Origin of the sequence: Pararobbsia silviterrae (assembly GCF_003628125.1) — a bacterium.
GTDB lineage: Bacteria > Pseudomonadota > Gammaproteobacteria > Burkholderiales > Burkholderiaceae > Pararobbsia > Pararobbsia silviterrae.
Genome location: NZ_RBZU01000008.1, coordinates 141,428 through 164,602 on the forward strand (window position 1 = coordinate 141,428; position 23,175 = coordinate 164,602).

Annotated in this window: 24 protein-coding genes; 18 read left to right on the forward strand and 6 right to left on the reverse strand. The window is 64.1% G+C overall.

Annotated features, from left to right (window positions below):
- Nucleotides 1-6 precede the first annotated feature (6 nt).
- The 6 genes from D7S86_RS17970 to D7S86_RS17995 all read left to right on the forward strand — a co-directional run bounded on the left by D7S86_RS17970 (nt 7) and on the right by D7S86_RS17995 (nt 5,874).
- Nucleotides 7-846 (forward strand): carbohydrate ABC transporter permease, encoded by an 840-nt coding sequence (locus D7S86_RS17970; RefSeq protein WP_121088242.1) that lies wholly within the window; start codon nt 7-9, stop codon nt 844-846.
- Nucleotides 847-894: 48 nt separating this feature from the next.
- Nucleotides 895-1,968, forward strand: coding sequence for a Gfo/Idh/MocA family protein (locus D7S86_RS17975; RefSeq protein ID WP_121088243.1), 1,074 nt, complete (start codon nt 895-897; stop codon nt 1,966-1,968).
- A 34-nt stretch (nt 1,969-2,002) separates the two neighbouring features.
- Nucleotides 2,003-3,010 (forward strand): ABC transporter ATP-binding protein, encoded by a 1,008-nt coding sequence (locus D7S86_RS17980; RefSeq protein ID WP_121088244.1) that lies wholly within the window; start codon nt 2,003-2,005, stop codon nt 3,008-3,010.
- Nucleotides 3,007-3,906 (forward strand): glucosamine kinase nucleotide-binding domain-containing protein, encoded by a 900-nt coding sequence (locus D7S86_RS17985; RefSeq protein WP_121088245.1) that lies wholly within the window; start codon nt 3,007-3,009, stop codon nt 3,904-3,906. Before D7S86_RS17980 ends, D7S86_RS17985 begins: the two co-directional genes overlap by 4 nt.
- Before the next feature lie 75 nt (nt 3,907-3,981).
- Nucleotides 3,982-5,001: an SIS domain-containing protein gene (locus D7S86_RS17990; RefSeq protein WP_121088246.1), complete on the forward strand. Its 1,020-nt coding sequence runs from the start codon at nt 3,982-3,984 to the stop codon at nt 4,999-5,001.
- Between the two features lie 174 nt (nt 5,002-5,175).
- A complete protein-coding gene (locus D7S86_RS17995; RefSeq protein ID WP_240648258.1) occupies nt 5,176-5,874 on the forward strand; it encodes a GntR family transcriptional regulator in 699 nt (232 codons plus the stop codon).
- A gap of 13 nt (nt 5,875-5,887) precedes the next feature.
- Here D7S86_RS17995 and D7S86_RS18000 read toward each other — a convergent pair whose 3' ends face one another.
- The 3 genes from D7S86_RS18000 to D7S86_RS18005 all read right to left on the reverse strand — a co-directional run bounded on the left by D7S86_RS18000 (nt 5,888) and on the right by D7S86_RS18005 (nt 7,643).
- Entirely contained in the window at nt 5,888-6,727 is an 840-nt protein-coding gene (locus D7S86_RS18000) for a hypothetical protein (RefSeq protein WP_121088248.1), read from the reverse strand.
- Between the two features lie 106 nt (nt 6,728-6,833).
- Nucleotides 6,834-7,043 carry a hypothetical protein gene (locus tag D7S86_RS29215; protein ID WP_147432383.1) on the reverse strand — a complete coding sequence of 70 codons (210 nt, stop codon included), beginning with the start codon at nt 7,041-7,043 and terminating at the stop codon, nt 6,834-6,836.
- Nucleotides 7,044-7,136: 93 nt separating this feature from the next.
- Nucleotides 7,137-7,643, reverse strand: a complete 507-nt coding sequence (locus D7S86_RS18005; protein ID WP_121088249.1) for a hypothetical protein — start codon at nt 7,641-7,643, stop codon at nt 7,137-7,139.
- A gap of 430 nt (nt 7,644-8,073) precedes the next feature.
- On the opposite strand from D7S86_RS18005, the gene D7S86_RS18015 reads away from it, so the two are divergent.
- The 6 genes from D7S86_RS18015 to D7S86_RS18040 all read left to right on the forward strand — a co-directional run bounded on the left by D7S86_RS18015 (nt 8,074) and on the right by D7S86_RS18040 (nt 14,451).
- Nucleotides 8,074-9,054, forward strand: a complete 981-nt coding sequence (locus tag D7S86_RS18015; protein ID WP_121088251.1) for an ABC transporter substrate-binding protein — start codon at nt 8,074-8,076, stop codon at nt 9,052-9,054.
- Nucleotides 9,042-10,655 carry a sugar ABC transporter ATP-binding protein gene (locus tag D7S86_RS18020; RefSeq protein WP_121088252.1) on the forward strand — a complete coding sequence of 538 codons (1,614 nt, stop codon included), beginning with the start codon at nt 9,042-9,044 and terminating at the stop codon, nt 10,653-10,655. The genes D7S86_RS18015 and D7S86_RS18020 overlap by 13 nt, the downstream gene beginning before the upstream one ends.
- A complete protein-coding gene (locus D7S86_RS18025) occupies nt 10,652-11,653 on the forward strand; it encodes an ABC transporter permease (protein ID WP_121088253.1) in 1,002 nt (333 codons plus the stop codon). Before D7S86_RS18020 ends, D7S86_RS18025 begins: the two co-directional genes overlap by 4 nt.
- Nucleotides 11,653-12,624, forward strand: a complete 972-nt coding sequence (locus tag D7S86_RS18030; protein ID WP_121088254.1) for an ABC transporter permease — start codon at nt 11,653-11,655, stop codon at nt 12,622-12,624. Before D7S86_RS18025 ends, D7S86_RS18030 begins: the two co-directional genes overlap by 1 nt.
- A 17-nt stretch (nt 12,625-12,641) precedes the next feature.
- Nucleotides 12,642-13,205 carry an SIS domain-containing protein gene (locus tag D7S86_RS18035; RefSeq protein ID WP_121088255.1) on the forward strand — a complete coding sequence of 188 codons (564 nt, stop codon included), beginning with the start codon at nt 12,642-12,644 and terminating at the stop codon, nt 13,203-13,205.
- Nucleotides 13,206-13,269: 64 nt separating this feature from the next.
- A complete protein-coding gene (locus D7S86_RS18040; RefSeq protein ID WP_205962842.1) occupies nt 13,270-14,451 on the forward strand; it encodes a LacI family DNA-binding transcriptional regulator in 1,182 nt (393 codons plus the stop codon).
- Between the two features lie 107 nt (nt 14,452-14,558).
- On the opposite strand, the gene D7S86_RS18045 is transcribed toward D7S86_RS18040, so the two are convergent.
- The 3 genes from D7S86_RS18045 to D7S86_RS18055 all read right to left on the reverse strand — a co-directional run bounded on the left by D7S86_RS18045 (nt 14,559) and on the right by D7S86_RS18055 (nt 16,691).
- A complete protein-coding gene (locus D7S86_RS18045) occupies nt 14,559-15,287 on the reverse strand; it encodes an SDR family NAD(P)-dependent oxidoreductase (RefSeq protein ID WP_121088257.1) in 729 nt (242 codons plus the stop codon).
- A 24-nt stretch (nt 15,288-15,311) separates the two neighbouring features.
- The gene (locus D7S86_RS18050) at nt 15,312-15,836 is read right to left on the reverse strand and encodes a 2,4'-dihydroxyacetophenone dioxygenase family protein (protein WP_121088258.1); all 525 of its coding nucleotides are present in this window, start codon (nt 15,834-15,836) and stop codon (nt 15,312-15,314) included.
- A 153-nt stretch (nt 15,837-15,989) separates the two neighbouring features.
- A complete protein-coding gene (locus D7S86_RS18055; RefSeq protein ID WP_158602017.1) occupies nt 15,990-16,691 on the reverse strand; it encodes a GntR family transcriptional regulator in 702 nt (233 codons plus the stop codon).
- A gap of 380 nt (nt 16,692-17,071) precedes the next feature.
- On the opposite strand from D7S86_RS18055, the gene D7S86_RS18060 reads away from it, so the two are divergent.
- The 6 genes from D7S86_RS18060 to D7S86_RS18085 are packed head-to-tail and all read left to right on the forward strand — an operon-like array spanning nt 17,072 to nt 23,174.
- Nucleotides 17,072-17,971: an SMP-30/gluconolactonase/LRE family protein gene (locus D7S86_RS18060; protein ID WP_121088260.1), complete on the forward strand. Its 900-nt coding sequence runs from the start codon at nt 17,072-17,074 to the stop codon at nt 17,969-17,971.
- A gap of 49 nt (nt 17,972-18,020) precedes the next feature.
- A complete protein-coding gene (locus D7S86_RS18065; RefSeq protein WP_121088261.1) occupies nt 18,021-19,052 on the forward strand; it encodes a sugar ABC transporter substrate-binding protein in 1,032 nt (343 codons plus the stop codon).
- Between the two features lie 37 nt (nt 19,053-19,089).
- Nucleotides 19,090-20,622 carry a sugar ABC transporter ATP-binding protein gene (locus D7S86_RS18070; RefSeq protein WP_121088262.1) on the forward strand — a complete coding sequence of 511 codons (1,533 nt, stop codon included), beginning with the start codon at nt 19,090-19,092 and terminating at the stop codon, nt 20,620-20,622.
- Nucleotides 20,619-21,596: an ABC transporter permease gene (locus D7S86_RS18075; protein WP_121088263.1), complete on the forward strand. Its 978-nt coding sequence runs from the start codon at nt 20,619-20,621 to the stop codon at nt 21,594-21,596. Before D7S86_RS18070 ends, D7S86_RS18075 begins: the two co-directional genes overlap by 4 nt.
- Before the next feature lie 45 nt (nt 21,597-21,641).
- A complete protein-coding gene (locus D7S86_RS18080; protein ID WP_121088264.1) occupies nt 21,642-22,136 on the forward strand; it encodes a lactoylglutathione lyase family protein in 495 nt (164 codons plus the stop codon).
- Nucleotides 22,137-22,175: 39 nt separating this feature from the next.
- Nucleotides 22,176-23,174: a C-terminal binding protein gene (locus D7S86_RS18085; protein ID WP_121088265.1), complete on the forward strand. Its 999-nt coding sequence runs from the start codon at nt 22,176-22,178 to the stop codon at nt 23,172-23,174.
- Nucleotide 23,175: the final 1 nt, after the last annotated feature.

A 23,175-nucleotide genomic window follows, 5' to 3' on the forward strand; every position in this document is an offset into this window, starting at 1 on the left:
CGCACCATGGCACATGCTAGACGTTCCTATGCGCGCCTGCTCGCGACGCACGCCGTGTTGCTGTTCTATACGCTGATCTCGATCGGGCCGATCGTCTTGATCGCGATGAATTCGATCAAATCGCGCAGCGCGATCTTTAGCGCGCCGCTCGCATGGCCGAGCCCATCGACGGTCGATTTTTCGGGCTATGCGGCGCTCGTCGAAGACGGGAGTTTTGCCGGCTATTTTCTTAACAGCACCGTCGTGACGGTGACCGCCTTGATCGCGGTCATCGTATTCGGCGCGATGGCGGCGTTCGCTTTGTCGGAGTACCGGTTCAAGCTCAACGCGCTGACCGGGCTCTACTTTGCGATCGGCATCATGATTCCGATCCGCCTCGGCACGGTCGGCATTCTCGAAATGCTTGTCGCGGCGCATCTTGCGAACACGCTCACGGGCCTGATTCTCGTCTATACGGCGCAAGGTTTGCCGCTTGCGATTTTTATCCTGACCGAATACATGAAGACGGTATCGAGCGATCTGAAAAACGCGGGTCGCATCGACGGTCTCTCGGAGTACCGGATTTTCTTCTGGCTCGTGCTGCCGTTACTGCGCCCCGCGATGACGACCGTCGCGGTGTTCACGATGATTCCGATCTGGAACGACCTCTGGTTTCCGCTGATCCTCGCGCCCGGCGAAGCCACGAAGACCGTCACGCTCGGCGCGCAGATTTTTCTGGGTCAATACGAGACCGACTGGAACGCGATGCTCGCCGTGCTCACGGTCGGCATCGTGCCGATTGTCGCGCTGTATCTCGTGCTCTCGCGCGGCTTGATTCGCGGGATCGCATCCGGCGCGATCAAGTAATGCGCGCCGCTCCCGCCCGACAGGGCTTGGATATCGAAGGTTGAAATCATGAACGATGTTTCTGAATACCGTCCGCTGCGCGTCGTCGTGGCCGGGCTCGGGCAAATGGGCCGGTCCCATGCGCTGGCCTATCACAGCAATCCCGACTACGAGATCGTCGGTCTTTATGATCGAAGTCCCGGTGCGTTGCCCGACGCGTTGCACGGCTATGCGCGGCTCGCGAGCTTCGACGCCGGGCTCGCGCTCAAGCCTGACGTGGTCTCTATCTGCACTTATACCGATAGCCATGCCGAGCTCGCGATTCGCGCGCTCGACGCGGGCGCGCATGTGTTTGTCGAGAAGCCGCTTGCCGCGTCGCTCGACGAAGCGCAAAGCGTCGTCGATGCGGCGCGACGCGCGCGTCGTACGCTCGTCATCGGCTACATCCTCCGACACCATCCGTCATGGACCACGTTTATCGATCAGTCGAGACGGATGGGGCCGCCGTACGTGATGCGCCTCAATCTGAACCAGCAATCGACGGGCGACGCGTGGCGCATCCACAAGCGGCTGATGGAGACGACGCCGCCGATCGTCGATTGCGGCGTCCACTATGTCGACGTGATGTGTCAGATCACCGATGCGCGTCCTGTTCAAGTGCGCGGCATGGGCGTGCGCCTGACCGAGGAAATTGCCGAGCATCAGGTCAACTACGGGCACCTGCAAGTGCTCTTCGAAGATGGATCGCTCGGCTGGTACGAAGCGGGATGGGGGCCGATGATGTCGGAGACGGCGTGCTTCGTCAAAGATGTGATCGGTCCGTTCGGCGCCGTCTCGATCGTCACGGAGCCCACGCTGAGTTCGTCGGATGTCGATACCCATACGAAGACCGGCAAGCTGCGCATCCACCGTGCGCCGGGGCCATCGGAAAACGCCGAGGCAGTCCGCGACGAATGGATCTCGATGGACGACGAACCGGGGCATCAGGATCTATGCGATCGCGAGCAAGCTTTTCTCGCGGAAGCGATCCGAAGCGGCCGCGATCTCACACGACATCACGACGACGCGATCCGCTCGCTGAAAATCGCGCTCGCGGCCGAGCAGAGCATGCGCGAAGGTCGTGCGATCGATCTTCCCGCATGATGCGCGCCACTTTTTCCGATCGCGAGGCCTAGCCATGAGTGCATTGAATGTCGAACACGTGACCAAGCGCTTCGGCGATACGCACGTGCTCAACGGCATCGATCTCGATGTCGAAGAAGGCGAGTTGATTGTTTGCGTGGGGCCGTCGGGATGCGGAAAATCGACGTTGCTGCGCATTATCGCGGGCCTCGAGGATCACACGTCGGGGCATGTGCGGATCGCGGGAACCGTGGTCGACGCGACGCCGCCCGCACGCCGTGGCATCGCAATGGTCTTTCAGAGTTATGCGTTGTATCCGCATTTGAGCGTGGCCGACAATATGAGCCTCGCGCTCAAACGTGAAGGCGTCGCCAAGCCGGAAATCGCGCGACGCATCGCGTTCGCCGCCGAGATGCTCGCGCTGAATCCATTGATGCGGCGTCGCCCCGCCGCGTTGTCGGGCGGTCAGCGGCAACGCGTGGCGATCGGGCGTGCGATCGTGCGTCAACCCAAGCTCTTTCTATTCGACGAGCCGCTTTCGAATCTCGATGCGGCGCTGCGCGTGAATACGCGGCTCGAACTCGCGAGCCTGCATCGCAAGCTCGGCGCAACGATGATCTATGTCACGCACGACCAGACCGAAGCGATGACGCTGGCCGACCGGATCGTCGTGCTCGACGGCGGACGGGTTCAGCAGATCGGTACGCCGCGCGAACTCTATGAGCAGCCGTCGAACCGCTTTGTCGCGGGATTTGTCGGCTCGCCGAAAATGAACCTGATCGAGGGCGAGGAGGCGCGCCGCGACGGCGCGAGCGCGATCGGCATCCGGCCCGAGGATATTCGACTCGTCGATCGCGATGCGCGATGGTCGGGCGAGATCCGTCATATGGAATATCTCGGCGCGGACACCTATCTCTTTGTCCACAGCCCCGAAGCCGGCGACGTGACCGTACGCGCGTCCGGGCATGCGGCATTCGCGATCGGGCACCGCGTCGGTCTTGCTCCCGTGCCCGCCAAAGTGCTGCGTTTCGACGAGCACGGCCGACGCAAGGTTCAGTCATGAGCGAAGCGGCATGGGACTCGACGATCCTGATCGGTGTCGACGGAGGCGGCACGGGCACGCGTATCGCCGTATCGAGGTCCGGCAGTGCGTCGATCCGCTTGGCTGAAGGACCGGCGTCCGCGCTTTCGCTGGGTGTCGCAAATGCGTGGGATGTCGTTGCGGGGTTGTGCGCGCAGGCGCTCGATACCTCGATCCACGCGATGCCCTGGTCACGCTGCGTCATGGTGGCGGGCATGGCGGGCGCGCATCATCTGCCATGGCGCGAGCAGTTCCTTCGCGATGCACCGGCGATGCAGCGTCTGCGCGTGGAAACCGACGCCTTCACGACGCTGGCCGGCGCGCATGCGGGCCGGCCGGGCGCCATGATTGCGCTGGGTACGGGCAGCGTGGGCGAGGCGATGCGCGCGGACGGGAATCGCGTGCAGGTCGGCGGCTATGGATTTCCCGCGGGCGATGAAGCCGGCGGTGCATGGATCGGCTTGCGTGCAAGCCGTCATGTGCAACAGGCCTTCGACGCAAGGGTGACGTGCGATGCATTCGCGCAAGCCCTCGCCGCGCGCATGCCGATCGATTCGCGCGACGCGTTGATCGCATGGCTAGGCCGTGCGCAAGCACGCGACTACGCGCGACTCGCGCCCACTGTGTTCGCCTTTGGTACGCATCCCGTCGCCACGGCGATTCTCGATGAAGCCGTCGATCAGGTACGGATGATGGTCGATGCACTCGATCGTCATGGCGATTTGCCGATCGCGCTGTGCGGCGGCGTGGGCGCTGCGCTGCGCTCGCGCGTCTCGGGGAGTTGGGTCCGACGGCTCGTCGACCCCGAGAGCGATGCCGCTCACGGCGCGCTCGTGCTCGCGCGCGAGATGAGCCGCGACGAGAGGGTGCGCGCATGAGCACACGCGCTCCGATGTCAGATCGTCAATTCAACGTTGTTCGCACACGTGTGCAAGGAGACCCGATTGACGTATATGTATGACGAAGCCCTTGCCGCGCCCGACTGCGTCGCGGCGCAACTCGCCGACGACGACACGGCGCGTACGCTCGCCGAACGCGCGGCGCGGCTCAATCCCACGACGGTGTTCACCGTGGCGCGCGGCAGTTCGGATCACGCGGCCGCGTATTTCGCGACCTTGCTGATGACACAGCTCGGCGTGCCCGCACTCTCGCTGCCGATGTCGACGGCGAATCTGCATGCGGCGCGGTTACGCGTCGAAGGGCAGTTGGCGGTGGCGTTTTCCCAGTCCGGGCGCAGTCCCGATCTCATCGATGCCATGCGAGCACTCGATCGGCTTGGCGCGACGACACTCGCTTGCGTGAATGCCGATCATTCGCCGCTGGCTCAGGCCGTGTCGTGGAATTTGCCGGTTCTTGCCGGCGAAGAACGCAGTGTCGCGGCCACCAAGAGTTATATCGGCATGCTCACGCGTGCCGTGCAGTTGGTGGGTCACTGGCAGCAATGCGTGACCGATCGCTCGTCGTTGCTCGAAGGACTCGCGACGCTGCCCGATGCGATGCGAGAGGCGGCGTCGCTCGACTGGAGCGAGGCGGTCGAGGCGTACGCAGGCGTGAGTCGCATGATGGTCGTCGGGCGCGGCGCGGGGCTCGCGATCGCGCTTGAGGCGGCGCTCAAACTCAAGGAAACGTCGGGCATCCAGGCGGAAGCCTTTTCGAGCGCCGAGGTCCGGCACGGTCCGATGGAGTTGATCGACGCGGGGTATCCGCTGCTCGTCTTCGCGCCGCGCGGTCCTGAACAAAGCGGCTTGATCGCGTTCGCAGACGCGATGCGCGCACGCGGCGCGCGCGTGTTGCTGGCGGCACCGGCATCCGTCCGCGCGGCTGCCTTGCCGCTCGTCGAAACGGCCCATGCGATGCTCGATCCCGTTGCGGCCATTCAATCGTTCTATCTGATGGCGGAGCGGCTCGCGTCTGCGCGCGGGCGCAATCCCGATGCGCCGATGCACTTGAGCAAGGTCACGCGTACGCACTAGCGTTGCGAGGACGCCGCGACCGCGGCGAACATCCGATCCGGCGGGCATCGCGTCCGCCGGATCGCAGAGGCAGCGCAGTGGGTTTGAAGTGGTATTATCCGGCCGTCAATTGCGCACACTGTTATGGATCGACGACTTCGACGCCTGAAGCCAGACGAGAACGACCCGACGCCCATGTATCTCCAATTGGTCCGCAAGCTGGTCGCGGCCATCGACAACGGAGAATGGCGCGCGGGCGATGCCCTGCCTTCCGAGCGGACCATCGAGGAGTCGCTCGGCATCTCGCGCGTGACGGCGCGGCGTGCGCTCAAGCAGTTGGGCGACGATGGGTACATCACGCGCAATCAGGGCTCGGGCACCTTCATTGCCGAGCGTCGCGTGCCCCCGCGCTTCGAACAAACGCTCGGTCGGCTCGACAGCTTCACGGAGATGGTGCGGCCGTCGGGCTTCGTGCCGCGCAGCGAACTCATCTCGTTTCAGCGCCGCACGGCGGACCCCGACGAGCGCCGCGAACTTCGACTCCGGGCGGACGAAGAGGTCGTCGCGGTCGCGCGTTTGCGGCGCGCCGATCAGACGATCATTTCGCTTCACCGTACGACCGTGCCCTACGGCATTCTGTCCGACGCGGCGTTGATCGGCGATTCGCTGTATTCGTACTTCGAGGAAATCGGGCGGCCCGTCGTGCGGGCGCGGCAGCATTTCAACGGGGCGGTCGCGGACGCCGAGCTTGCTCGCATCATGCACATCGCCGAAGGCACGCCGTTGCTGCTCGTCACGCGCACCGCGTATTCACACGACGATGTGCCGATCGAATATACGAACACCTACTGTCTCAACGAACACTACGACTTCGTCGTCGAGCTGCAGCGGTAGGTGCGATCGGGGTTCAGATGCCGAGCGGATGGTCATCGACGTCCTTGCCGGACCTGACATCGCCAATCAGGCTTCCGTAGGTCATGCATAGCATCACGTTTGTGGTGATCGTGCCGATGGTTTCGATGGTTGTGCCGCCGATCCACGATAGCCAGTACGTGGCGTTAAGGGGCGTGGTTGCAAGGGCTGCGGGATGAAAGAAGCTCGCGAGCCGTTGCCACGATAACAGGCTCCCCACGACGAGGAAGGGTCCGTAGGTCAAAACCATCGCGAACCACACGCGCCATGCATTGCCCCGCATCGCGTTCCACGACAAGGACAGGTAGTTCGATCGATCGAGCGCCGCCGCGGGAAGGGCGAGGACCAGCTTCATCAACAACACGATCGAGACGATCACACTCGCGGCAAGCAGCACAATCGTGATGGCGATGACATAGCGCGGATGAAAAATCATCACGCTTAGCAGAATCACGATGCCGGCGATCGCGGAGGGGATGACCGAGGCGCAGAGAAAGACTTTGGCGACGGCGAGCAGACTGTGACGCCACGTACGGTCAAAGACAAACATCCGCTCGTCGTTGCCGGCCGCATGTCGATGGAGCTTGCGTTGCAGTCCGACCAGGAACGCGACTTCGAGGAGCCATAACGGCACAAACGCGCAGACATTCGCGCGACCCAGGCCGTAAACGGACAGCCTCGGAAGCAGGAGCAACGCCAAGATTTGAAACAGGCACAGGACGATCAACGGCATCGCGAACGATCGTCGCTGTTGCCAAACGTATAGAAAGCTTGCTTTGACGGTCGGGTAGATCGACAACTTTCGTGGATGTTCTTGAAAGACGTCGTGTTCCATGTATTTGGTCTCGTGGGTCTGATGAGGCAATCGAGCATGTATGCGACACCATGTGCTTTGTGCGTCGTCTCATGCGCTGGCCCGTGGAATCGTGACGCTTGGGAAATCATTGATCACGAATCACGAGCGCAGAGAAAACAAACGGCGTGTCGCGATGCGCGATGCGCCGATCCCAGCGCTGGCGATACGCCGAATCAAAGCGAGGGTTCGCATTCGCTTTTTTTAATGTCATATCCGATAAGCCGATCAAAACACAGTGATCGGCGCATCGCGTCTTAAATTGCGAATACTTTAGGGCGGCCTTATACGCAGCCATTAGGGAATTCCCTCGATCATTTCGGGGGAGATCCGTGCGTGGCGTAGATGGCCGCTTCACCCATCGCCCAGCTTCGATGTCGATATACGGCGTTTAACCGCTAAGCGACATGCGTCGCGTCAATCGGATCGCGCGACAGGTTGCCTGAGCGATACCGTCGCAGTTCGTCGTCGACGTTTCGAGGGGCGCGTTTTCGGTGATCAGCACGCCTTGGCTTGATGCCTCACGGGCGATGTCTGCCGGTTCGCGATCGGGCGGGGCGTCCTGGGTGAAGCACGTCTGATGCTCGCGCGACACGCCCGCGCTGCTCAGAAGCGCGAGGCACACGATGATGAGACGACGCGCGAGGCTGGCATGGGCCGGGAGATACGCATCCGCGGCTTCATGACGCCGCGGACCCGCCGCGAGCGGCTGGAATCGGAGGCTCGCGCGTTCGACCGGCGACCGTGCGTCGCGGTGCGCGTCGTGCTTCGCGAGCTCGTTCGATCCGCGTTGCCTGTCGTGGTCCATCGCTTCGTCGGAGCGCAGCAGCGTGTACCACTCGGCCGCTTGTTCCAGCGCGGCGTCCCAAAGGTCGGGTCGGCGTGTCTGAGACATCATGGCCGCGCGCCTAGACGGGCACGCCCGGAGGACGGGCGCTCATGCGTCGAAGATGGACCACGGTCGGGCTCCTTCATCCCTAAAGCCAGCGGCGGCTGGCGTTCGTTTGAATTGAGAATGACAACCATTCTCAATTGAGAGCCGATTATTGCCGGAAAGCGCGCGGGAGACAACGGGGTCCCTCGGGCGCGTCGCTTTCATGCGACGTTGCGCCGACCCGCCGACCCGCCGACCCGCCGACCCGCTCATCCGCTCATCCGCCCATCCGCCCATCCGCCCATCCGCCCATCCGCGCTGCGTGCTGCGTGCTGCGTGCTGCGTGCTGCGTGCTAACCCTAACTTATAAATATAAATAACCTTGTTATATACTGCGCTCCGCCTGAACGCACATGACCGCGCGTTCACTCCCCTACGCCAACAGGAGACCCGCATGGAGCTGACCCGTCGAAAGTTACTCATTGCCGCCGGCATCACCGCTGCCGCAGGCTGGTTGCCGTCGCAAGCCTTTGCGTCGCTGCCCAAACTCGCGAAGAAGGACAAATACCGTGTGGGTTTCGCGCAAAGCGAGAGCAACAACCCGTGGCGTATCGCGCAGACCAAGAGCATGCGCGACGAGGCGGCCCGGCTTGGTCACCAGCTCGTCTATACCGACGCGGCAAGCTCCGCCGCCAAGCAGGCCGCCGACGTCAATTCGATGATCGCGCAGCGCGTCGACCTGATTTTCCTCACGCCGCGCGAGGACAAGCCCCTCGTGCCCGCCGTGCTCAACGCCAAGAAGGCCGGCATCCCCGTCATCCTGCTCGACCGCGACGTCGACCACGCGCTCGCCAAACCCGGTGAGGACTATGTGACGTTCATCGGCTCCGACTTCGTCGACGAAGGCCGCCGCGTCGCGCAGTGGCTTGTCGCCAACGCGGGCAAGCGCACGACGATCCTCGAGATCGAGGGCACCACGGGCTCGACGCCGGCCAACGATCGCAAGAAAGGCTTCGACGAATTCATCAAGCAACATCCGCAATTCAAGATCGTCGCCTCGCAAAGCGGCGACTTCTCGCGGGACAAGGGCCGCCAGACCGCGCAGACCCTGCTGCAGGCACACCCGGAAGCCGACATCATCTACACGCATACCGACGAGATGACGCTCGGCGCGATCGCCGCGCTCGAAGCATCGGGCCGCAAGCCGGGCAAGGACGTGCTGTTCGTCTCGATCGACGGCGAGAAACAAGCCGTGCAGGCGATCGTCGACGGCAAGCTCGGCTGCTCGTGCGAATGCAGCCCGATGTTCGGACCGAAGGCGTTCGCCGCGCTGTCGGCGTATGCCGCCGGCGGCACGCTGCCGCCGTTCATCAAGAACGAGGACCGCTTCTACGACGCGTCGAATGCCAAGGAAGCGCTCGCATGGGCGTATTGAACGCCGCATCGCCCGCGGCTGACGAAGGCGAAGGGCGCGCAAGGCGCACGGACCCGAGCGCGCCCGATGCCGGCGCGCTGCTCGAGATCCGCGGCCTCCAGAAACGCTACGCCGGCGCCGTCGCGCTCGCCGATGCGCGTCTGCGCATCGGTCACGGCGAAGTGCATGCGCTGATGGGCCAGAACGGCGCGGGCAAATCCACGCTGATCAAGGCGCTGACGGGCTATATCGAACGCGACGGCGGCGAGGTCCGTTTTCTCGGCGAACCGTTCGAGGTGCATTCGCCGCAGGAAGCGCAGCGGCGCGGCATCAGCACGATCTATCAGGAGATCAATCTCGTGCCGCTGCTGTCGGTGGCCGAGAACATCTGTCTGGGTCGCGCGCCGCGCCGGCGCGGCTTGCTCGACTGGCGCGCGATGCGCCACGAGGCGAAGGCGCTGCTGGGCCGCTTCGATATCGATATCGACGTGAGCCGGCCGCTCGGCGAATTCAGCACCGCCGTGCAGCAGATGACGGCGATCGCGCGCGCGATCGGCTTCTCGTCGAAGCTCGTCATCATGGACGAGCCGACCTCGTCGCTCAACGACAGCGAAGTCGAGCGCTTGTTCACGGTGATTCGCCAGCTCAAGGCCGACGGCGTGTCGGTGATCTTCGTGAGCCACAAGCTTGATGAGGTCTACGCGGTCAGCGACCGCATCACGATCATGCGCGACGGCCGCTGGGTCCACACCGCCGATGCGCATGCGCTCGGCAAATCCGAGCTGATCTCGACAATGCTCGGTCGCGACGTGAACGAAGCGCACGGCAAGACGACCGCGTTCACGCACGGCGCGGGCGGCCACGCGGGCGACACGCTGCTGCGCGTCGATTCGATCGGCGCCGACGGTCTCGCGCGCGACGTCAGTTTCGAGCTGCGGCGGGGCGAGATCCTCGGCATGGCCGGTCTGCTCGGATCGGGGCGTTCGGAAACGGCGCGTCTCGTATTCGGCGCCGACGCGCCGACGCGGGGCTCGATGCGGTTCGCCGGCGAGGCCTACCGCCCGCATGCGGTGGCCGATGCTGTCGAAGCCGGCATGGCCTTCTGCACCGAAGACCGCAAGGTCGAGGGCATCTTCCCCGACATGAGCGTCGCCGACAACATCACGATCTGCGTGCTCGCGAAGACGGGACGCGGCGGCGTGCTCGACGAGCAGAAGCTCGCCGAACGCGCGCAGACGCTGATCGCGCAGCTCGGCATCAAGTGCAGCTCGCCCGCGCAGAAGATTCGCGAGCTGTCGGGCGGCAACCAGCAAAAGGTGCTGCTCGCGCGCTGGATCGCGATGCAGCCCAAGCTGCTGATCCTCGACGAACCGACGCGCGGCATCGACATCGGCGCGAAGGCCGAGATCCAGCGTCTGATTCGCGGTCTCGTCGATCAGGGGCAATCGGTGCTCATGATCTCGTCGGAACTCGATGAACTGCTCGAAGGCGCCGATCGCATCGTCGTGCTGCGCGACGGTCGCAGCGTCGCGAATCTCGAAGGCGAACACATCAGTCGTGCATCGATCGTCGATGCGATGGCGCACGGTCGCACGGCTTCAGTTGAAGGAACATCGCAATGATGAAGGCTTCCCCGTCGCCCGCGCCGACGCGCGCACGCGCCGCGGGCGGACTCGCCTGGTGGTCGCGTCACGGCGCGCTGGCCGCGTTCGCCGTGCTGCTGATCCTCAATATCGCGATCACGCCGCACTTCCTGTCGGTCCAGACGCTCAACATCAACCTCACGCAGGTCTGCACGATCATCATCGTCGCGGTCGGCATGAATCTCGTGATCGCGACGGGCGGCATCGATCTGTCGGTCGGCTCGCTGATGGCGATCTCGGGCGTGATCGCACCGATGATCTTCATGGGGGCGTGGGCCGGCGCGGGTCATATCGGCATCGCGGTCGCGCTCGCGGTCGTCGCGGCCGTCGCCGTCGCGGGCCTGCTCGGCGTGTTCAACGGATGGCTCGTCGCGCGATTCGGCATTCAGCCGATCGTCGCCACGCTGATCCTGTTCATCGCGGGACGCGGCATCGCGCAAGTGCTCGTCGACGGCAATCTCCAGACGTTCACGGTGCCGGAATTCGCCTGGATCGGCCAGGGCGCGCTGTTCGGCATCCCGACGCAGGTGTTCGTCATGGCCGCGATGGTGTTCGCGGCGGTCTGGACCATGCGGCGCACGCGCTTCGGCCGCTATGTGCTCGCGGTCGGCGGCAACGAACGGGCCGCCGTGATGGCGGGGCTGCCCGTGCGCCGGATCAAGATCGCGGTCTATGCGGTGTCGGGGCTGTGCGCGGGTGTCGCGGGCCTCGTCGTCATCGCGATCAATTCCGCGAGCGATTCGAACCAGATCGGACTGGGCAACGAACTCGATGCGATCGCCGCAGTCGCCGTCGGCGGCAGTGCGTTGACGGGCGGTCAGGCGCGTCTGCTCGGCACCGTGCTCGGCGCGCTCACGATCCAGCTGATCCGCTACACGCTGCTCGCGAACGGCGTGCCCGATGCCGCGGCGCTCGTCGTCAAGGCGGCGGTTATCGCGCTGGCCGTATGGCTCCAACAAGCGCAACGGAGGACCTGATGGTGTCGTCTCGACTCGAACAGCTCTACAAGCACGGCGCGGTCATCGCGCTGGTCGCGCTCGTCGTATTCGGCGCGCTGCGCTACGACAATTTCCTCTCGCTCTACAACGTGATGAGCGTGTGCCGCAACAACGCGATGTATGCGCTCGTCGCGCTCGGCATGTGCTTCGTGATCATGACGGGCGGCATCGATCTGTCGGTCGGCGCCGTGGCCGCCTGCGCGAGCGTCGCGGCCGCGAAGGCGAGTCCGTACGGCCTCGTGCCCGGCCTCGCGGCCGGCGTCGGCGTCGGGCTCGCGGCAGGGATCGTCAACAGCCTGTTGATCACGCGCGCGCGGCTGCTGCCGTTTATCGCGACGCTCGTGACGATGCTCGCCGCCGATGGCTGCGCGTTGCTGCTCGCCGACAATCAGTCGATCGCGGTGTCGTACACGAGCGGCTTTATCGACATCGGCCAAGGCGACGTCGGTCCGTTCCCGATTCCGGCCGTCATCGCGCTCGCGCTCTACGCGCTCGGCTCGCTGGTCCTGAACCGGACGTCCGCGGGACGCAGCGTGCTTGCGACCGGCGGCGGCGAGGAAGCCTCGCGTCTGATGGGGCTGCGCCCCGACACGATCAAGTTCGCCGTCTATGCGGCGAGCGGCGCACTCGCGGGCCTCGCGGGCGTCCTGCTTGCCGCCGAGTTCGGCGCGGGCCAGCCGACCGAGGGCGTCGGCTGGGAATTGTTCGCGATCGCCTCGGTCGTGATCGGCGGCACGCTGCTGAGCGGCGGCGCGGGCTCGGTCTTCGCGACGCTCGCGGGCGTGCTGCTGATGGGCACGCTCTTCACGGTGCTCAACTTCGAAAACGGGCTCGGCGTGATCTCGCTGTCGGCCTACTGGCAAAGCGTGATCCGCGGCCTGATGCTGCTCGCCGTCGTCGTGCTGCAAGCCACGGTCACGCAGCGCCGCCGTCAAAAACACGCAACCTGAAACCACGCTGCTTCCCCATGTCCACCTCCCATTCTCTTTTCGAAGCCGCCCTCGCCGAACTCGGCCGCACCGTCACCCGGATCCGCGACGACGATATCGAGCGACTTATCGAACGCATCGCGCAGGCGCGTCACGTGGCCGTCTTCGGTTGCGGGCGCGAAGGCCTGCAAATCAAGGGCTTTGCCATGCGGCTGTTTCATCTGGGCCGCTCGGTGTCCGTCGTCGGCGACATGACGACGCCGGCCCTCGGACCGGAGGATCTGCTGCTCGTCACGGCCGGTCCCGGCGAACTGCCGACGGCGTTGACGATGACGCAGGTCGCGCGTCGCGCGGGCGCTCGCGTGCTGGTCATCACCGCGCAGCCGGCGGGATCGGTGCCGGCCGCCGCGACCGACGTCGTCGTCGTACCGGCGCAGACCATGGCCGACGACCAGGGCGATCAAGTGACGTCGATCCTGCCGATGGGTTCGATCTTCGAAGGCAGCTTGTTCGTGCTGTTCGAGATCGCAATCCTGCGTCTCAAGGCCAAGCTCGGCGTCGGCGACGCGCAGATGCGCGCGAACCACACGAATCTCGAATGACGCCGCTCGACGCGCGCGGCCTGACGCTACAATCCTAAGCTTTTCGATCACCGACCCTTTTCTCATGGGAAGAAAAGCTGCCGACGACAGCGCGAAGCCCGAAGTCGCTTCACAGGCGGCTTCAGAGTCTGCTTCGCTGCCCGCTTCACCGTCTGCTCCACCGTCTGCCTCGCCGCCCGCGCCGGGCGCCGTACGGCGCAAGGGCCGGCGCGTGACGATGGTCGACGTGGCGCGCGAAGCCGGATGCTCGCAGGCGACCGTTTCGTTCGTGCTCAATGGGGTCGACGGCGTGAAAATCTCGCCCGAGACGCGCGAGCGCGTCGTCAAGATCGCCTTGGCGATGGGCTACACGGCGACCACGTTCCGCGCGCTCGAACAACAGCCCTCCCCGCAGCCGGCCGGAGACGGGACGATCGGGTTTCTCGTCGATCAGATCGCGACGAGTCCCGAAGCCGCGATCGCGATCGACAGCGCGCATCACGAAGCCTGGCGCACGGGCCGCGTGCTCGTCTCGGCGCAGACCGGCTCGGACGCCGTCATGGAACCCAAGGCGATCGAAACGCTGCTGTCGCTCGGCGCGACGTCGCTGATCTACATGACGATCATCACGCGCGAGCTTCGGCCGCATCCGATGCTGTACACGCTCGATATTCCCGTCGTGCTGCTCAACTGCTATACGCAGGACCATGCGTTCGCGTCGGTCATTCCGAGCGAGATCGCGGGCGGCCAGACGGCCACGCGCCATCTGATCGAACACGGGCATCGCCGTATCGCGACGATCGTCGGCGAGATGTGGATGGATGCCGCGAGCAGTCGCCTCGAAGGCTATCGGCGCGCGTTGGCGACCGCCGATATTCCGTTCGATCCGAGTCTCGTCATGCAAGGCGATTGGTCGACGACGGGCGGTTACGACGCCACGCGCCGCCTGCTCGCGCTGCCGCATCCGCCGACCGCGATCTTTTGCCAGAACGACCGCACGGCGCTCGGTTGCTACGATGCGTTGCGTGAAGCGGGGCTGTCCGTGCCTGACGATGTGTCGGTCGTCGGTTACGACGATGAAGACGTGTCGCGTCATCTGCGTCCCAAGCTCACGACGTGCGTGCTGCCGCATCGCGCGATGGGGCGCTGGGCTGTCGAACATCTGCAGGAATCCGAGCGTCAGCCCCGTGATCGGCGGCACTATCCGGTCACGAAGATCGAGTGCAGTCTCGTGACGCGCGAGTCGGTCGCCGCACCGCACGCCTGACGATCGAAACGGATCGCGCGGCGTCGCGATGCGACGGATGCACCGCGTGCGCCGAATGCACCGAATGCGGCGCGAGGCCGAGCCTCGACGCGCGCCGCGTGCATCGCTTACGCGATCAGATACCCGCCGTCGATCGGCACGATCGCGCCCGTCATGAACGACGCCGCGGGCGTACAGAGAAACACCGCCACCTGCGCGACCTCGTCGGGATTGCCCCAGCGGCCGAGCGGAGTGCGCGAGAGAATCGTCTTGGACCGCTCGCCGTCGTCCTGCAGCGCCTGCGTGAGCGGCGTCGCGATCCATCCCGGGGCGATCGCATTGACGCGAATGCCATCCGACGCATAAGCGATCGCAAGCGATTTCGTGAGTTGCGCGACCGCGCCTTTGCTCGCGCTATAGCCGGGCACGAGACCGCCCCCGAAGAAACTCAGCATCGAAGCCGTATTGACGATGCAGCCCGCACCGGCCTTGAGCAAGGGCCGCGCGGCGGAGCACACGCGCATCGTGCCGTTGAGGTTGATGTCGAGCACGCTTTCAAAGACGTCCGGCGAATGTTCGTCGCCGCGCCGGATCACGCCCGCGCAATTGACGACGATGTCGAGCCGCTCGAAGCCGCCGACGAGCTGATTGACGTCGTCAGTCGAGCGGACGTCGAGTTCTCGGCGGTGCACGTCCGGACGCAAGGCATCGGGAACGTGCGCGGGCGCGGGCAAGCCCGCCGCGGTGACGTGCGCGCCGAGCTGCGCAAGCTGGTTTGCAATGGCGGCGCCGATGCCGGAGTGTCCTCCCGTCACGAGCGCGATCTTGCCGGCCAGCAGATGAGCTTCAAATGTCATGGTATCTGTGTCCGCTTCGTGTACTTATCGAATGAACTGGTCGACGTAGTCTTCGCCGAGACCGACGGCCGCATAGTGCTTGCGGCACATGTCGATTTTGGTGAAGACGTCTTCATAGCCCGTGTAATTGCCGTACGGGTCGCAATAGAACATGACGCCGTTGACCTGGAAATACGTGATCATTTCTTCGACGTCTTCGGGGACGTAGAGCGTATGCGTCTCGCCGGGCGGCTCATAGACGTAGCTGCCTTCCGTCGCGACCCAGTCATGTTCGAGATACCGCCAGCGTCCCTTGAGGACCATGCCGTGCACGCCCTGAGGATGGCGATGCCGGCTCAGCACGCCGGACTTGCGCACGCGCAGCAGGTTCATCCAATACCCTTGCGACGCGTTCAGGCAGAGCGGGCGGAAGCTCACGTTGGGCGCTTGCGGGACCCAGACGCGCTCGTCGGTCGGGATCGCGAACGGCACGACGATCTCCTTTTGCGCCTCTTTGGGAAACGGCAACTGATACGGGGTCATCGGCGAACGGTCGTCGATATCGGGCATGACGGACTCCTCGAAAGGGGGACGCGCCGGAGACCGAGGGCAGGCATTCGATGTCTCGCGGCGCATGAATATCCATGCGGTGCGGCAGCAGGCTTCGCGGTCGCATTCACCGACGGATGCGTATTGATCGACTAAGCGGCGAATAACCGGCGACTAACCGGCGGATTTCGAATCGTCTGAATCGTTTGACTGCGCGTCGTTCGAGCGCTCGACTTCGGCCGAATAACTCAAGCGCGTTCGCGCGATATGCGTGTCGAGAATGGCGAGCGCGTGTTCCGAGTCGCGATCCTTGACGGCCTGCAGGATGCTCTTGTGTTCCGCAAACGACAGCGCGGTATGTCCCTGACGTTGCGCGAGATGGGTCCGCAGCGCGGAAATCTTGCCGACATGCATCTCGTACGTGCGCATCAGCAGGCCGTTGCCGCACGTCATGAACAGCGCCTGGTGAAACTGCGTGTCTTCGGCGAGGTAGGCGCGTCGATCCTCGTGACCGAGCGCGGCTTCCATGCGATGCACGATGGTTTCGAGCGCGCGTTTCGCATCATCGGGATGCCGTTCGATCGCCATCTTTAGCGCGGCCGCTTCGAGCGCCTGGCGCAGCTCGCACATCTCGACGACTTCCGTGCGATTCGGCGTGAAGACGAAGGCGCCGCGTTGCGGATACGCATGCACGAGGCCTTCGAGACGCAGTTGAGCGAGGGCTTCACGAACCGGCGTCTTCGACACATTGAGCCTTTCGGCGAGGGTGCGTTCGGACAGCGGCTGGCCCAGCGCCAGTTCTCCGGTCACGATCGACATGCGAATCGTGTCGGCGACCGAGTCTTTCAGCGATGCAGCCCGTTTGATCGGTTCCATGATAAATAATCTGCCATACCAGATGCCTGGATCATACCGGTGAAGCCGGTAAAAATGAAGATCGGTGTCTTCCATGGTTTCGGCGCCGCAGGGAAAATTACCCGGCTTTGTCCCTCGCACAATGTGGGATTCTCGTACTTGAGCGCCTTTCGTCCTGAATCGGTCTTGCCTGACGCGTGCTCTCGCCTCCTCGTTGGCGATCGTGTCATTCTGCTCATGATCTGGAACTGGTGTACCAGTTGTTCGATCATATGGGATGAGGAATTATTGGTTTATGCCTGATAAATAAAAAATAAAGCGTAAACCCGGATGGTTCTCTCCTCAGATCTGCCTAGACTAACTGGTGTACCAGATGTCATATGCCAATCCGAGAGGCGAGGATGGTTCTCAACGAAGCAGGGCACCGTATTCAAATCGTCGATGCGTCACTGAGCGTGGCCGTCGACGCCGGCAATCACCATGGCGAGGGCGTCTTCTGGAATCCGGAAGACGGCTTGCTCTGGTGGACCGATATCGAAAGCAAGCTGTTGTGGTCGTTGAATCCCGTCACGCGCGAGTCGAAGCGTCATGCGATGCCGGAGCGCATTTGCTGTTTCGCGCCGCGCAGCGGCGGCGGATTCGTGCTCGGCGCCGCGAGCGGATTCGTCGCATGGGATCCGCGTATCGCGTCGTGGGATCCGATCGTGGCATTTGAAAGTGATCTGCCGCAGACACGCTTGAACGACGGCCGGACCGATCGTGCCGGACGTCTCGTCGCGGGCGGTATGGACGAGCGCGACGGCAAGCCGGTGTCGTCCGTCTGCCGTCTCGAAGCGGATTTCTCGGTGACGCCGCTCTTCACGGGCGTCGCATGCGCGAACTCGATCTGCTTCAGTCCCGACGGATCGACGATGTACTTCGCCGACAGCGCGACGCGCCGCGTCGAGGCCTTCGACTACGACACGCTCGATGCGCGTCGAACCCTCTACGAACTCGAAGAGGGCAGCGGACTTCCCGACGGCTCGTGCGTCGACGCCGAAGGGTATGTATGGAATGCCGTGTGGAACGGCAGCCGGGTCGAGCGTCGCGCGCCCGACGGCACGCTGGATCGTGTGATCCCGATGCCGACCATCAAGCCGACGTGTTGTGCATTCGGAGGTGAGCAGCTCGACACGCTGTTCATCACGACATCGCGCTTGCAGTCGAGCGCGGAGCAGTTGGCCCGCGATCCGCTCGCGGGTGCGCTTTTCGCGATCCGGCCCGGCGTGCGAGGTCTTGCCGACCCGTCCTTCGCCGGCTGACGCGACGTCCATTCAACATCGACAGTCCAATAAAAGCAGGAGACAACCCATGAAGATCTTCGCCCGTGCAGCGATTGCCGCCGCGTTTGCCGTGTCCACGGTCATCGCGCACGCCGCCGACTATCCCGCGCCGCAGCCGCTCAAGCCGACGGCGCAAGCGGATATCGGCAAGCTGCCCTCGAAGTCCGGCGGATACACGATTGCGTACATGCCGCCCGCGACGGAGTTCAACTACTACATCGCGATCGGTGAGGGGATCAAGGCCAAGGCCGCCAAGGCAGGCGTCAATACCTTCATGCTCGCGCCGCAATCGGGCGCGGACATCAACGGGCAGATGGGGATGATCCAGGACGCGATCACGCGCAAGGTCGACGCCATCATCCTGTCGACCCACGACGAAGCCGCCGCCGCGCCGCTCGTCAAACAGGCCGTCGCGAAGGGGATCGCGGTCGTCATCGTGAACTCCGACATTCTCGATTTCCCGACCCCCGTGCACGCGGTCGTCGGCTATTCGCAGCGCAAGGGCACGCATCTGATGGGCGACTACCTGCTCGCGCACATGCCCGCCAAGTCGGTCAAGATCGGCGTGATCGCAGGCCAGGAAGGCTATCACTCGACCGAGCGCGTCGGCGGCTTCCTCGATGCGGTCAAGGGCAAGCCCGGCATCAATATCGTGTCGACGCTCAGCGGCAACTGGAACGTCGAAGGCGGCAACACGGCCGCGATGGACATGCTGCAGGCGAACCCCGACATCGACGTCATCTTCGCGGCCAACGACTACATGATCATGGGCACGTCGCAAGCCGCGAAGGCGCTCGGCCGCTCGAAGGTCATGCTGCTCGGCAACGACGGCGACACCGCGGGCCTCGAACAGATCGCCGCGGGCACGGTGACGGCCACGGTCAATACCGCACCGTTCCAGATGGGCGAAACGGCGTTCGACGTCACGATGGACGTGCTGTCCCACAAGTACAAGGGCGGCTTTGTCGAAACGCCGGCGCAGATCGTCGACAAGACCAATGTGCTGCCGATCCTCAAGGATCCGGCCAGCCTCTATCCGAAGCCCTCGAAGGCGTATTGAGCGAATTTGAGCGAATCCGAGTCAGCCGGTGAAACGCATGAACACGAGTCCACCTCTTTGGGAAGTCGTCGATGTCACGAAGGCCTACGCGGGCGTCAAGGTCAATGACGGCATCTGTCTGCAGCTCCACGCGGGACAGATCCACGCATTGCTCGGCGAAAACGGAAGCGGGAAATCGACGCTGATCAAGACCTTGTCGGGCGCGCATCAGCCCGACTCGGGGCGGTTGCTGCGCCATGGCGAACCGGTCGTGCTGAGCAGTCCGAGCGCGGCGCGCGAGTTCGGCGTTTCCACGGTGTTTCAGGAGTTCTCGGTCGTCGGCGCGTTGAGCGTGGCCGAGAACATTTATCTCGGCCGTCCGCCGACGAAGGGCGGCAAGCTCGATTGGGCGGCGATGCGCGAATCGGCGCGCCGCGTACTTGAATCGATGGCCGTCGAGCTCGACGTCGATGCGGAAGTCGCATCGTTGCCGGTCGCGCAGCAGCAACTCGTCGAGATCGCGAAAGCGCTCGCCGCCGACGCGAGTCTGATCATTCTAGACGAGCCGACGACGGCGCTGAGCGTCGAGGAAATCGACGTGCTTCATCGATTGCTGAAGCGGCTCAAGGCCGAACGCCGCGCGATCCTTTACATCTCGCACCGGCTCGACGAAGTCGTCGAGCTCGTCGATGTCGCCACGATCCTCAAGGACGGACAGGTCGTATCGAGCGCGGCGCAGTCGAAGATCGACATTCCGTATATCGTCAAGTGCATGGTCGGCGACGTCGGCGAGCACTATCCGAAAGAGCGCAATGCGCGCACGGAGGTGCTGCTCGAAGCACGCTCGATCTCGACGGACAATCGCGTGCGCGACGTGAGCTTCACCTTGCATCGCGGCGAGGTGCTCGGCCTGGGCGGCGTGCTCGGCTCGGGGCGTACCGAGATCGCGCGCGCGATCTTCGGGCTCGATCGTCTGAAGGCGGGACAGATCGTGCTGCGCGGCGAACCGCTGCGTCTTCGGCACCCGCGCGACGCGATCGCGGCGGGCATCGCCCTGGTCCCCGAAAACCGCAAGAGCGACGGTCTGTTTTTCAATTTCACGGGCTTTCCCAACATCTCGATCGCCAATCTCCGGCGTCTGGGCCGGTACGGCACGCTGCATCCCGCGCGCGAGCGCGAGCAGTGCCGCGAACTGCTGCGCGAACTCGAATTGAGCCCGCATGCCGAACATCGAACCGTGGGACTGCTCTCGGGCGGCAACCAGCAGAAGGTCGTCATCGGGCGCTGGCTGCATGCCGATGCCGACGTCTTCATCCTCGATGAACCGACGCAAGGCATCGATATCGGCGCCAAGATCGCGGTCTATCGATTGATCAATCGACTGACGGCCGCGGGCAAGGGCGTGATTCTGATCTCGTCGGACTACGACGAGCTCGTCGCGATGAGCGATCGCGTCTGCACGATCCGCCACGGCCGTCTCGTCGCGCAGCGTACGCCCGCCGAGTTGCGCGAGGCGGGCCAGCGCGGCGTATGGGGCGAGTCCGAAGCGGGCGCCGCGCCCGTTCATTCCATTGAGTTGAGCATCGTATGAAAACGAAGAGCCGTCTTTCGAGTCCGCTGGTCGGACCACTTGTCGCATTGCTGCTCGTGAGCCTGCTGGTCGCGCTGACGACGCCACGCTTCCTCGACCTCGGCAATCTGTCGAATCTCGCCTTGCAGGTGTCGATCGTCGCGATCGTGGCCATCGGCTCGACGATCGTGATCGTCAGCGGCGGCATCGATCTCTCGCCGGGTTCGGCGATCGCGCTGATGACGATGGTCTTCGCGCTCATGGTGCGGAACTGGGGCGTGCCGCTCGGTGTGGCGATCGTCCTAGTGCTGGTGCTCGGCATTGTGCTCGGCGGCGTCTGCGGGTTCTTGTCGGCCTACCTGCGCATTCCACCGTTCATCACGACGCTTGCGGCATTGTCGGCCTATCGCGGCATCGCGTTCGCATTCAACAACGGGTCGCCGGTGTTCTCGGTGTCGTCCGATCTTGAACGCCTGTTTTACGGCACGCTCTTCGGCATTCCGCTGCCGCTGATCTATGTCGTCGTGCTCTACGGCATCGCCTATGCGTTCCTGACTTACACGGCGCCGGGCCGCTCGATCTATGCCGTGGGCGGCAATGTGAACGCGGCGCGTCTGTCGGGCATTCATGTGCGCCGCACGCAACTGCTCGCGTTTCTGATCGCGGGCCTTGCCGCGGCAATCGGCGCCGTGCTCATGAGCGCGCGTTTGAATTCGGGCTCGCCGAACTACGGCGTCGGCATGGAGCTGTCGGCGATCGCCGCCGCGGTCATCGGCGGCGCGAGCCTCAACGGCGGACGCGGCCATATCGTGAACACGGCATTCGGCGCGATGACGATCGTCGTCGTGCAGAACGGGCTCAACCTCAACGCGGTGCCCCCTTCCGTGCAGAACGTCGTGATTGGCGTGATCATCGTGGCGGCCGTCGGCGTCGACATGTGGCGCGGCGAACTCGGCCATGGCGTGTCGCGCCTCGTGGGCGGCAAGAGCGCGTGACCGCGATCCCTTTTCATTCTTTGTTTTTTCACCAGGAGTCTTGCAATGTCAGCACCCGTCAGCTTTTCGCACATCGGCATCACGGTCCCGGACCTCGAGAAGGCCGTCGATTTCTACACGAAGGCGCTGGGCCTCTATCTGATCATGGCCCCGACCGAGATCAAGCAGGACGATAGCGCGATCGGCGTGATGTGCGACGACGTGTTCGGTCCGGGCTGGGGTTCGTTCCGGATCGCCCATATGGCGACGGCCGATCGCATCGGCATCGAGATTTTCGAGTTTCCGAAGACGACCGACGAGCGCCGTCCGTTCGAATACTGGCGTCCGGGCCTGTTCCATTTCTGCGTCCAGGATCCCGATCTCGAAGCGCGCATCAAGCTCATCGAGCAGCACGGCGGACGCCAGCGCATGGAAAAGGTCCGTCACTACTACCCGGGTCAGAAGCCGTACCGCATGGTCTATTGCGAAGACCCGTTCGGCAACATCGTCGAGTTGTACAGCCACTCGTACGAACTGACGTACTCGGCCGGCGCTTACTAAGCACGGCGCGCAAATACAAGAACACGCACGGACACCGAAATGGCGAAATTCAAAGTGGTCATCACGGACTACGACTACGGCAATGTCGATATCGAGCGCGGCATCCTCGAAAAAATCGGCGCTGAAGTCGTGGCGTTGCAGGCCAAGAGCGAGGATCAGCTGCTCGAGCATGCAGCAGACTGCGATGCGATCATGAACCAGTACGCGCGCGTCGGCGCACGCACCATCGACGTCATGCAGCGATGCAAGGTCATCGCGCGCTATGGCGTCGGGGTCGACATCGTCGACGTCGACGCCGCCACGCGGCGCGGCATTCAAGTCACGAACGTGCGCGACTACTGCACCGAAGAGGTCGCGGATCACGCGGTCGCGCTTTGGCTTTCGCTGTTGCGCAAGTTGCCCCAGTACGACCGCGCGACGCATTCGGGCGTCTGGAAGTGGCAGTCGGGCGCGCCGGTGCATCGGGTCAAGGGACGCACGATGGGTATCGTGTCGTTCGGCCCGATCGGTCGCGCGATCGCCGCGCGCGTGCGCCCGTTCGGTGTCGAGACGATCGTGTACGACCCCTATGTGACCGACGAATTCGTCGCGTCGCATGGGGCCGTGCGCGTCGACAAGGCGACGTTGCTCGCGAATGCGCACTATCTGATGGTGCAGGTGCCGATGACGTCCGAAACGCGGCACTTCCTGAGCGATGCCGAATTCGCCGCGATGCGTCCGGGCGTGTTCATCGTCAATACGGGCCGCGGTCCGACCGTCGATAACGCCGCGCTCTATCGCGCGCTCGTATCCGGTCATGTGGCGGGCGCGGGGCTCGACGATCCCGAAGAAGAGCCGGCCAAGCGCAAGCAGTGGTCCCCGAACGACAACCCGATTTTCGGGTTGCCGAACGTGATCGTGACGCCGCACTCGGCGTACTACTCGGAAGAGTCGATCCAGCAGGCGCGTGAAATCGCCGCGTCGGAAGTGGCGCGCGTGCTGTCGGGTCAGAAGCCGAACAATCCCGTGAACCAGCCGGCTCACACCACCGGGGCGTAAG

Excerpts from the sequence above, each read along its gene's own strand:
- D7S86_RS17990 (WP_121088246.1), top strand. The coding sequence starts at position 3,982 with ATGTATGACGAAGCCCTTGCCGCGCCCGACTGCGTCGCGGCGCAACTC.
- D7S86_RS17970 (WP_121088242.1), top strand. The coding sequence starts at position 7 with ATGGCACATGCTAGACGTTCCTATGCGCGCCTGCTCGCGACGCACGCC.
- D7S86_RS18030 (WP_121088254.1), top strand. The coding sequence starts at position 11,653 with ATGGTGTCGTCTCGACTCGAACAGCTCTACAAGCACGGCGCGGTCATC.
- D7S86_RS18085 (WP_121088265.1), top strand. The coding sequence starts at position 22,176 with ATGGCGAAATTCAAAGTGGTCATCACGGACTACGACTACGGCAATGTC.
- D7S86_RS18020 (WP_121088252.1), top strand. The coding sequence starts at position 9,042 with ATGGGCGTATTGAACGCCGCATCGCCCGCGGCTGACGAAGGCGAAGGG.
- D7S86_RS18065 (WP_121088261.1), top strand. The coding sequence starts at position 18,021 with ATGAAGATCTTCGCCCGTGCAGCGATTGCCGCCGCGTTTGCCGTGTCC.
- D7S86_RS18050 (WP_121088258.1), bottom strand. The coding sequence starts at position 15,836 with ATGCCCGATATCGACGACCGTTCGCCGATGACCCCGTATCAGTTGCCG.
- D7S86_RS18060 (WP_121088260.1), top strand. The coding sequence starts at position 17,072 with ATGGTTCTCAACGAAGCAGGGCACCGTATTCAAATCGTCGATGCGTCA.
- D7S86_RS18040 (WP_205962842.1), top strand. The coding sequence starts at position 13,270 with ATGGGAAGAAAAGCTGCCGACGACAGCGCGAAGCCCGAAGTCGCTTCA.
- D7S86_RS17975 (WP_121088243.1), top strand. The coding sequence starts at position 895 with ATGAACGATGTTTCTGAATACCGTCCGCTGCGCGTCGTCGTGGCCGGG.
- D7S86_RS17995 (WP_240648258.1), top strand. The coding sequence starts at position 5,176 with ATGTATCTCCAATTGGTCCGCAAGCTGGTCGCGGCCATCGACAACGGA.
- D7S86_RS18080 (WP_121088264.1), top strand. The coding sequence starts at position 21,642 with ATGTCAGCACCCGTCAGCTTTTCGCACATCGGCATCACGGTCCCGGAC.
- D7S86_RS18045 (WP_121088257.1), bottom strand. The coding sequence starts at position 15,287 with ATGACATTTGAAGCTCATCTGCTGGCCGGCAAGATCGCGCTCGTGACG.
- D7S86_RS17980 (WP_121088244.1), top strand. The coding sequence starts at position 2,003 with ATGAGTGCATTGAATGTCGAACACGTGACCAAGCGCTTCGGCGATACG.
- D7S86_RS18075 (WP_121088263.1), top strand. The coding sequence starts at position 20,619 with ATGAAAACGAAGAGCCGTCTTTCGAGTCCGCTGGTCGGACCACTTGTC.
- D7S86_RS18070 (WP_121088262.1), top strand. The coding sequence starts at position 19,090 with ATGAACACGAGTCCACCTCTTTGGGAAGTCGTCGATGTCACGAAGGCC.
- D7S86_RS18005 (WP_121088249.1), bottom strand. The coding sequence starts at position 7,643 with ATGATGTCTCAGACACGCCGACCCGACCTTTGGGACGCCGCGCTGGAA.
- D7S86_RS18015 (WP_121088251.1), top strand. The coding sequence starts at position 8,074 with ATGGAGCTGACCCGTCGAAAGTTACTCATTGCCGCCGGCATCACCGCT.
- D7S86_RS18000 (WP_121088248.1), bottom strand. The coding sequence starts at position 6,727 with ATGGAACACGACGTCTTTCAAGAACATCCACGAAAGTTGTCGATCTAC.
- D7S86_RS18025 (WP_121088253.1), top strand. The coding sequence starts at position 10,652 with ATGATGAAGGCTTCCCCGTCGCCCGCGCCGACGCGCGCACGCGCCGCG.
- D7S86_RS18055 (WP_158602017.1), bottom strand. The coding sequence starts at position 16,691 with ATGGAACCGATCAAACGGGCTGCATCGCTGAAAGACTCGGTCGCCGAC.
- D7S86_RS18035 (WP_121088255.1), top strand. The coding sequence starts at position 12,642 with ATGTCCACCTCCCATTCTCTTTTCGAAGCCGCCCTCGCCGAACTCGGC.
- D7S86_RS17985 (WP_121088245.1), top strand. The coding sequence starts at position 3,007 with ATGAGCGAAGCGGCATGGGACTCGACGATCCTGATCGGTGTCGACGGA.
- D7S86_RS29215 (WP_147432383.1), bottom strand. The coding sequence starts at position 7,043 with ATGGCTGCGTATAAGGCCGCCCTAAAGTATTCGCAATTTAAGACGCGA.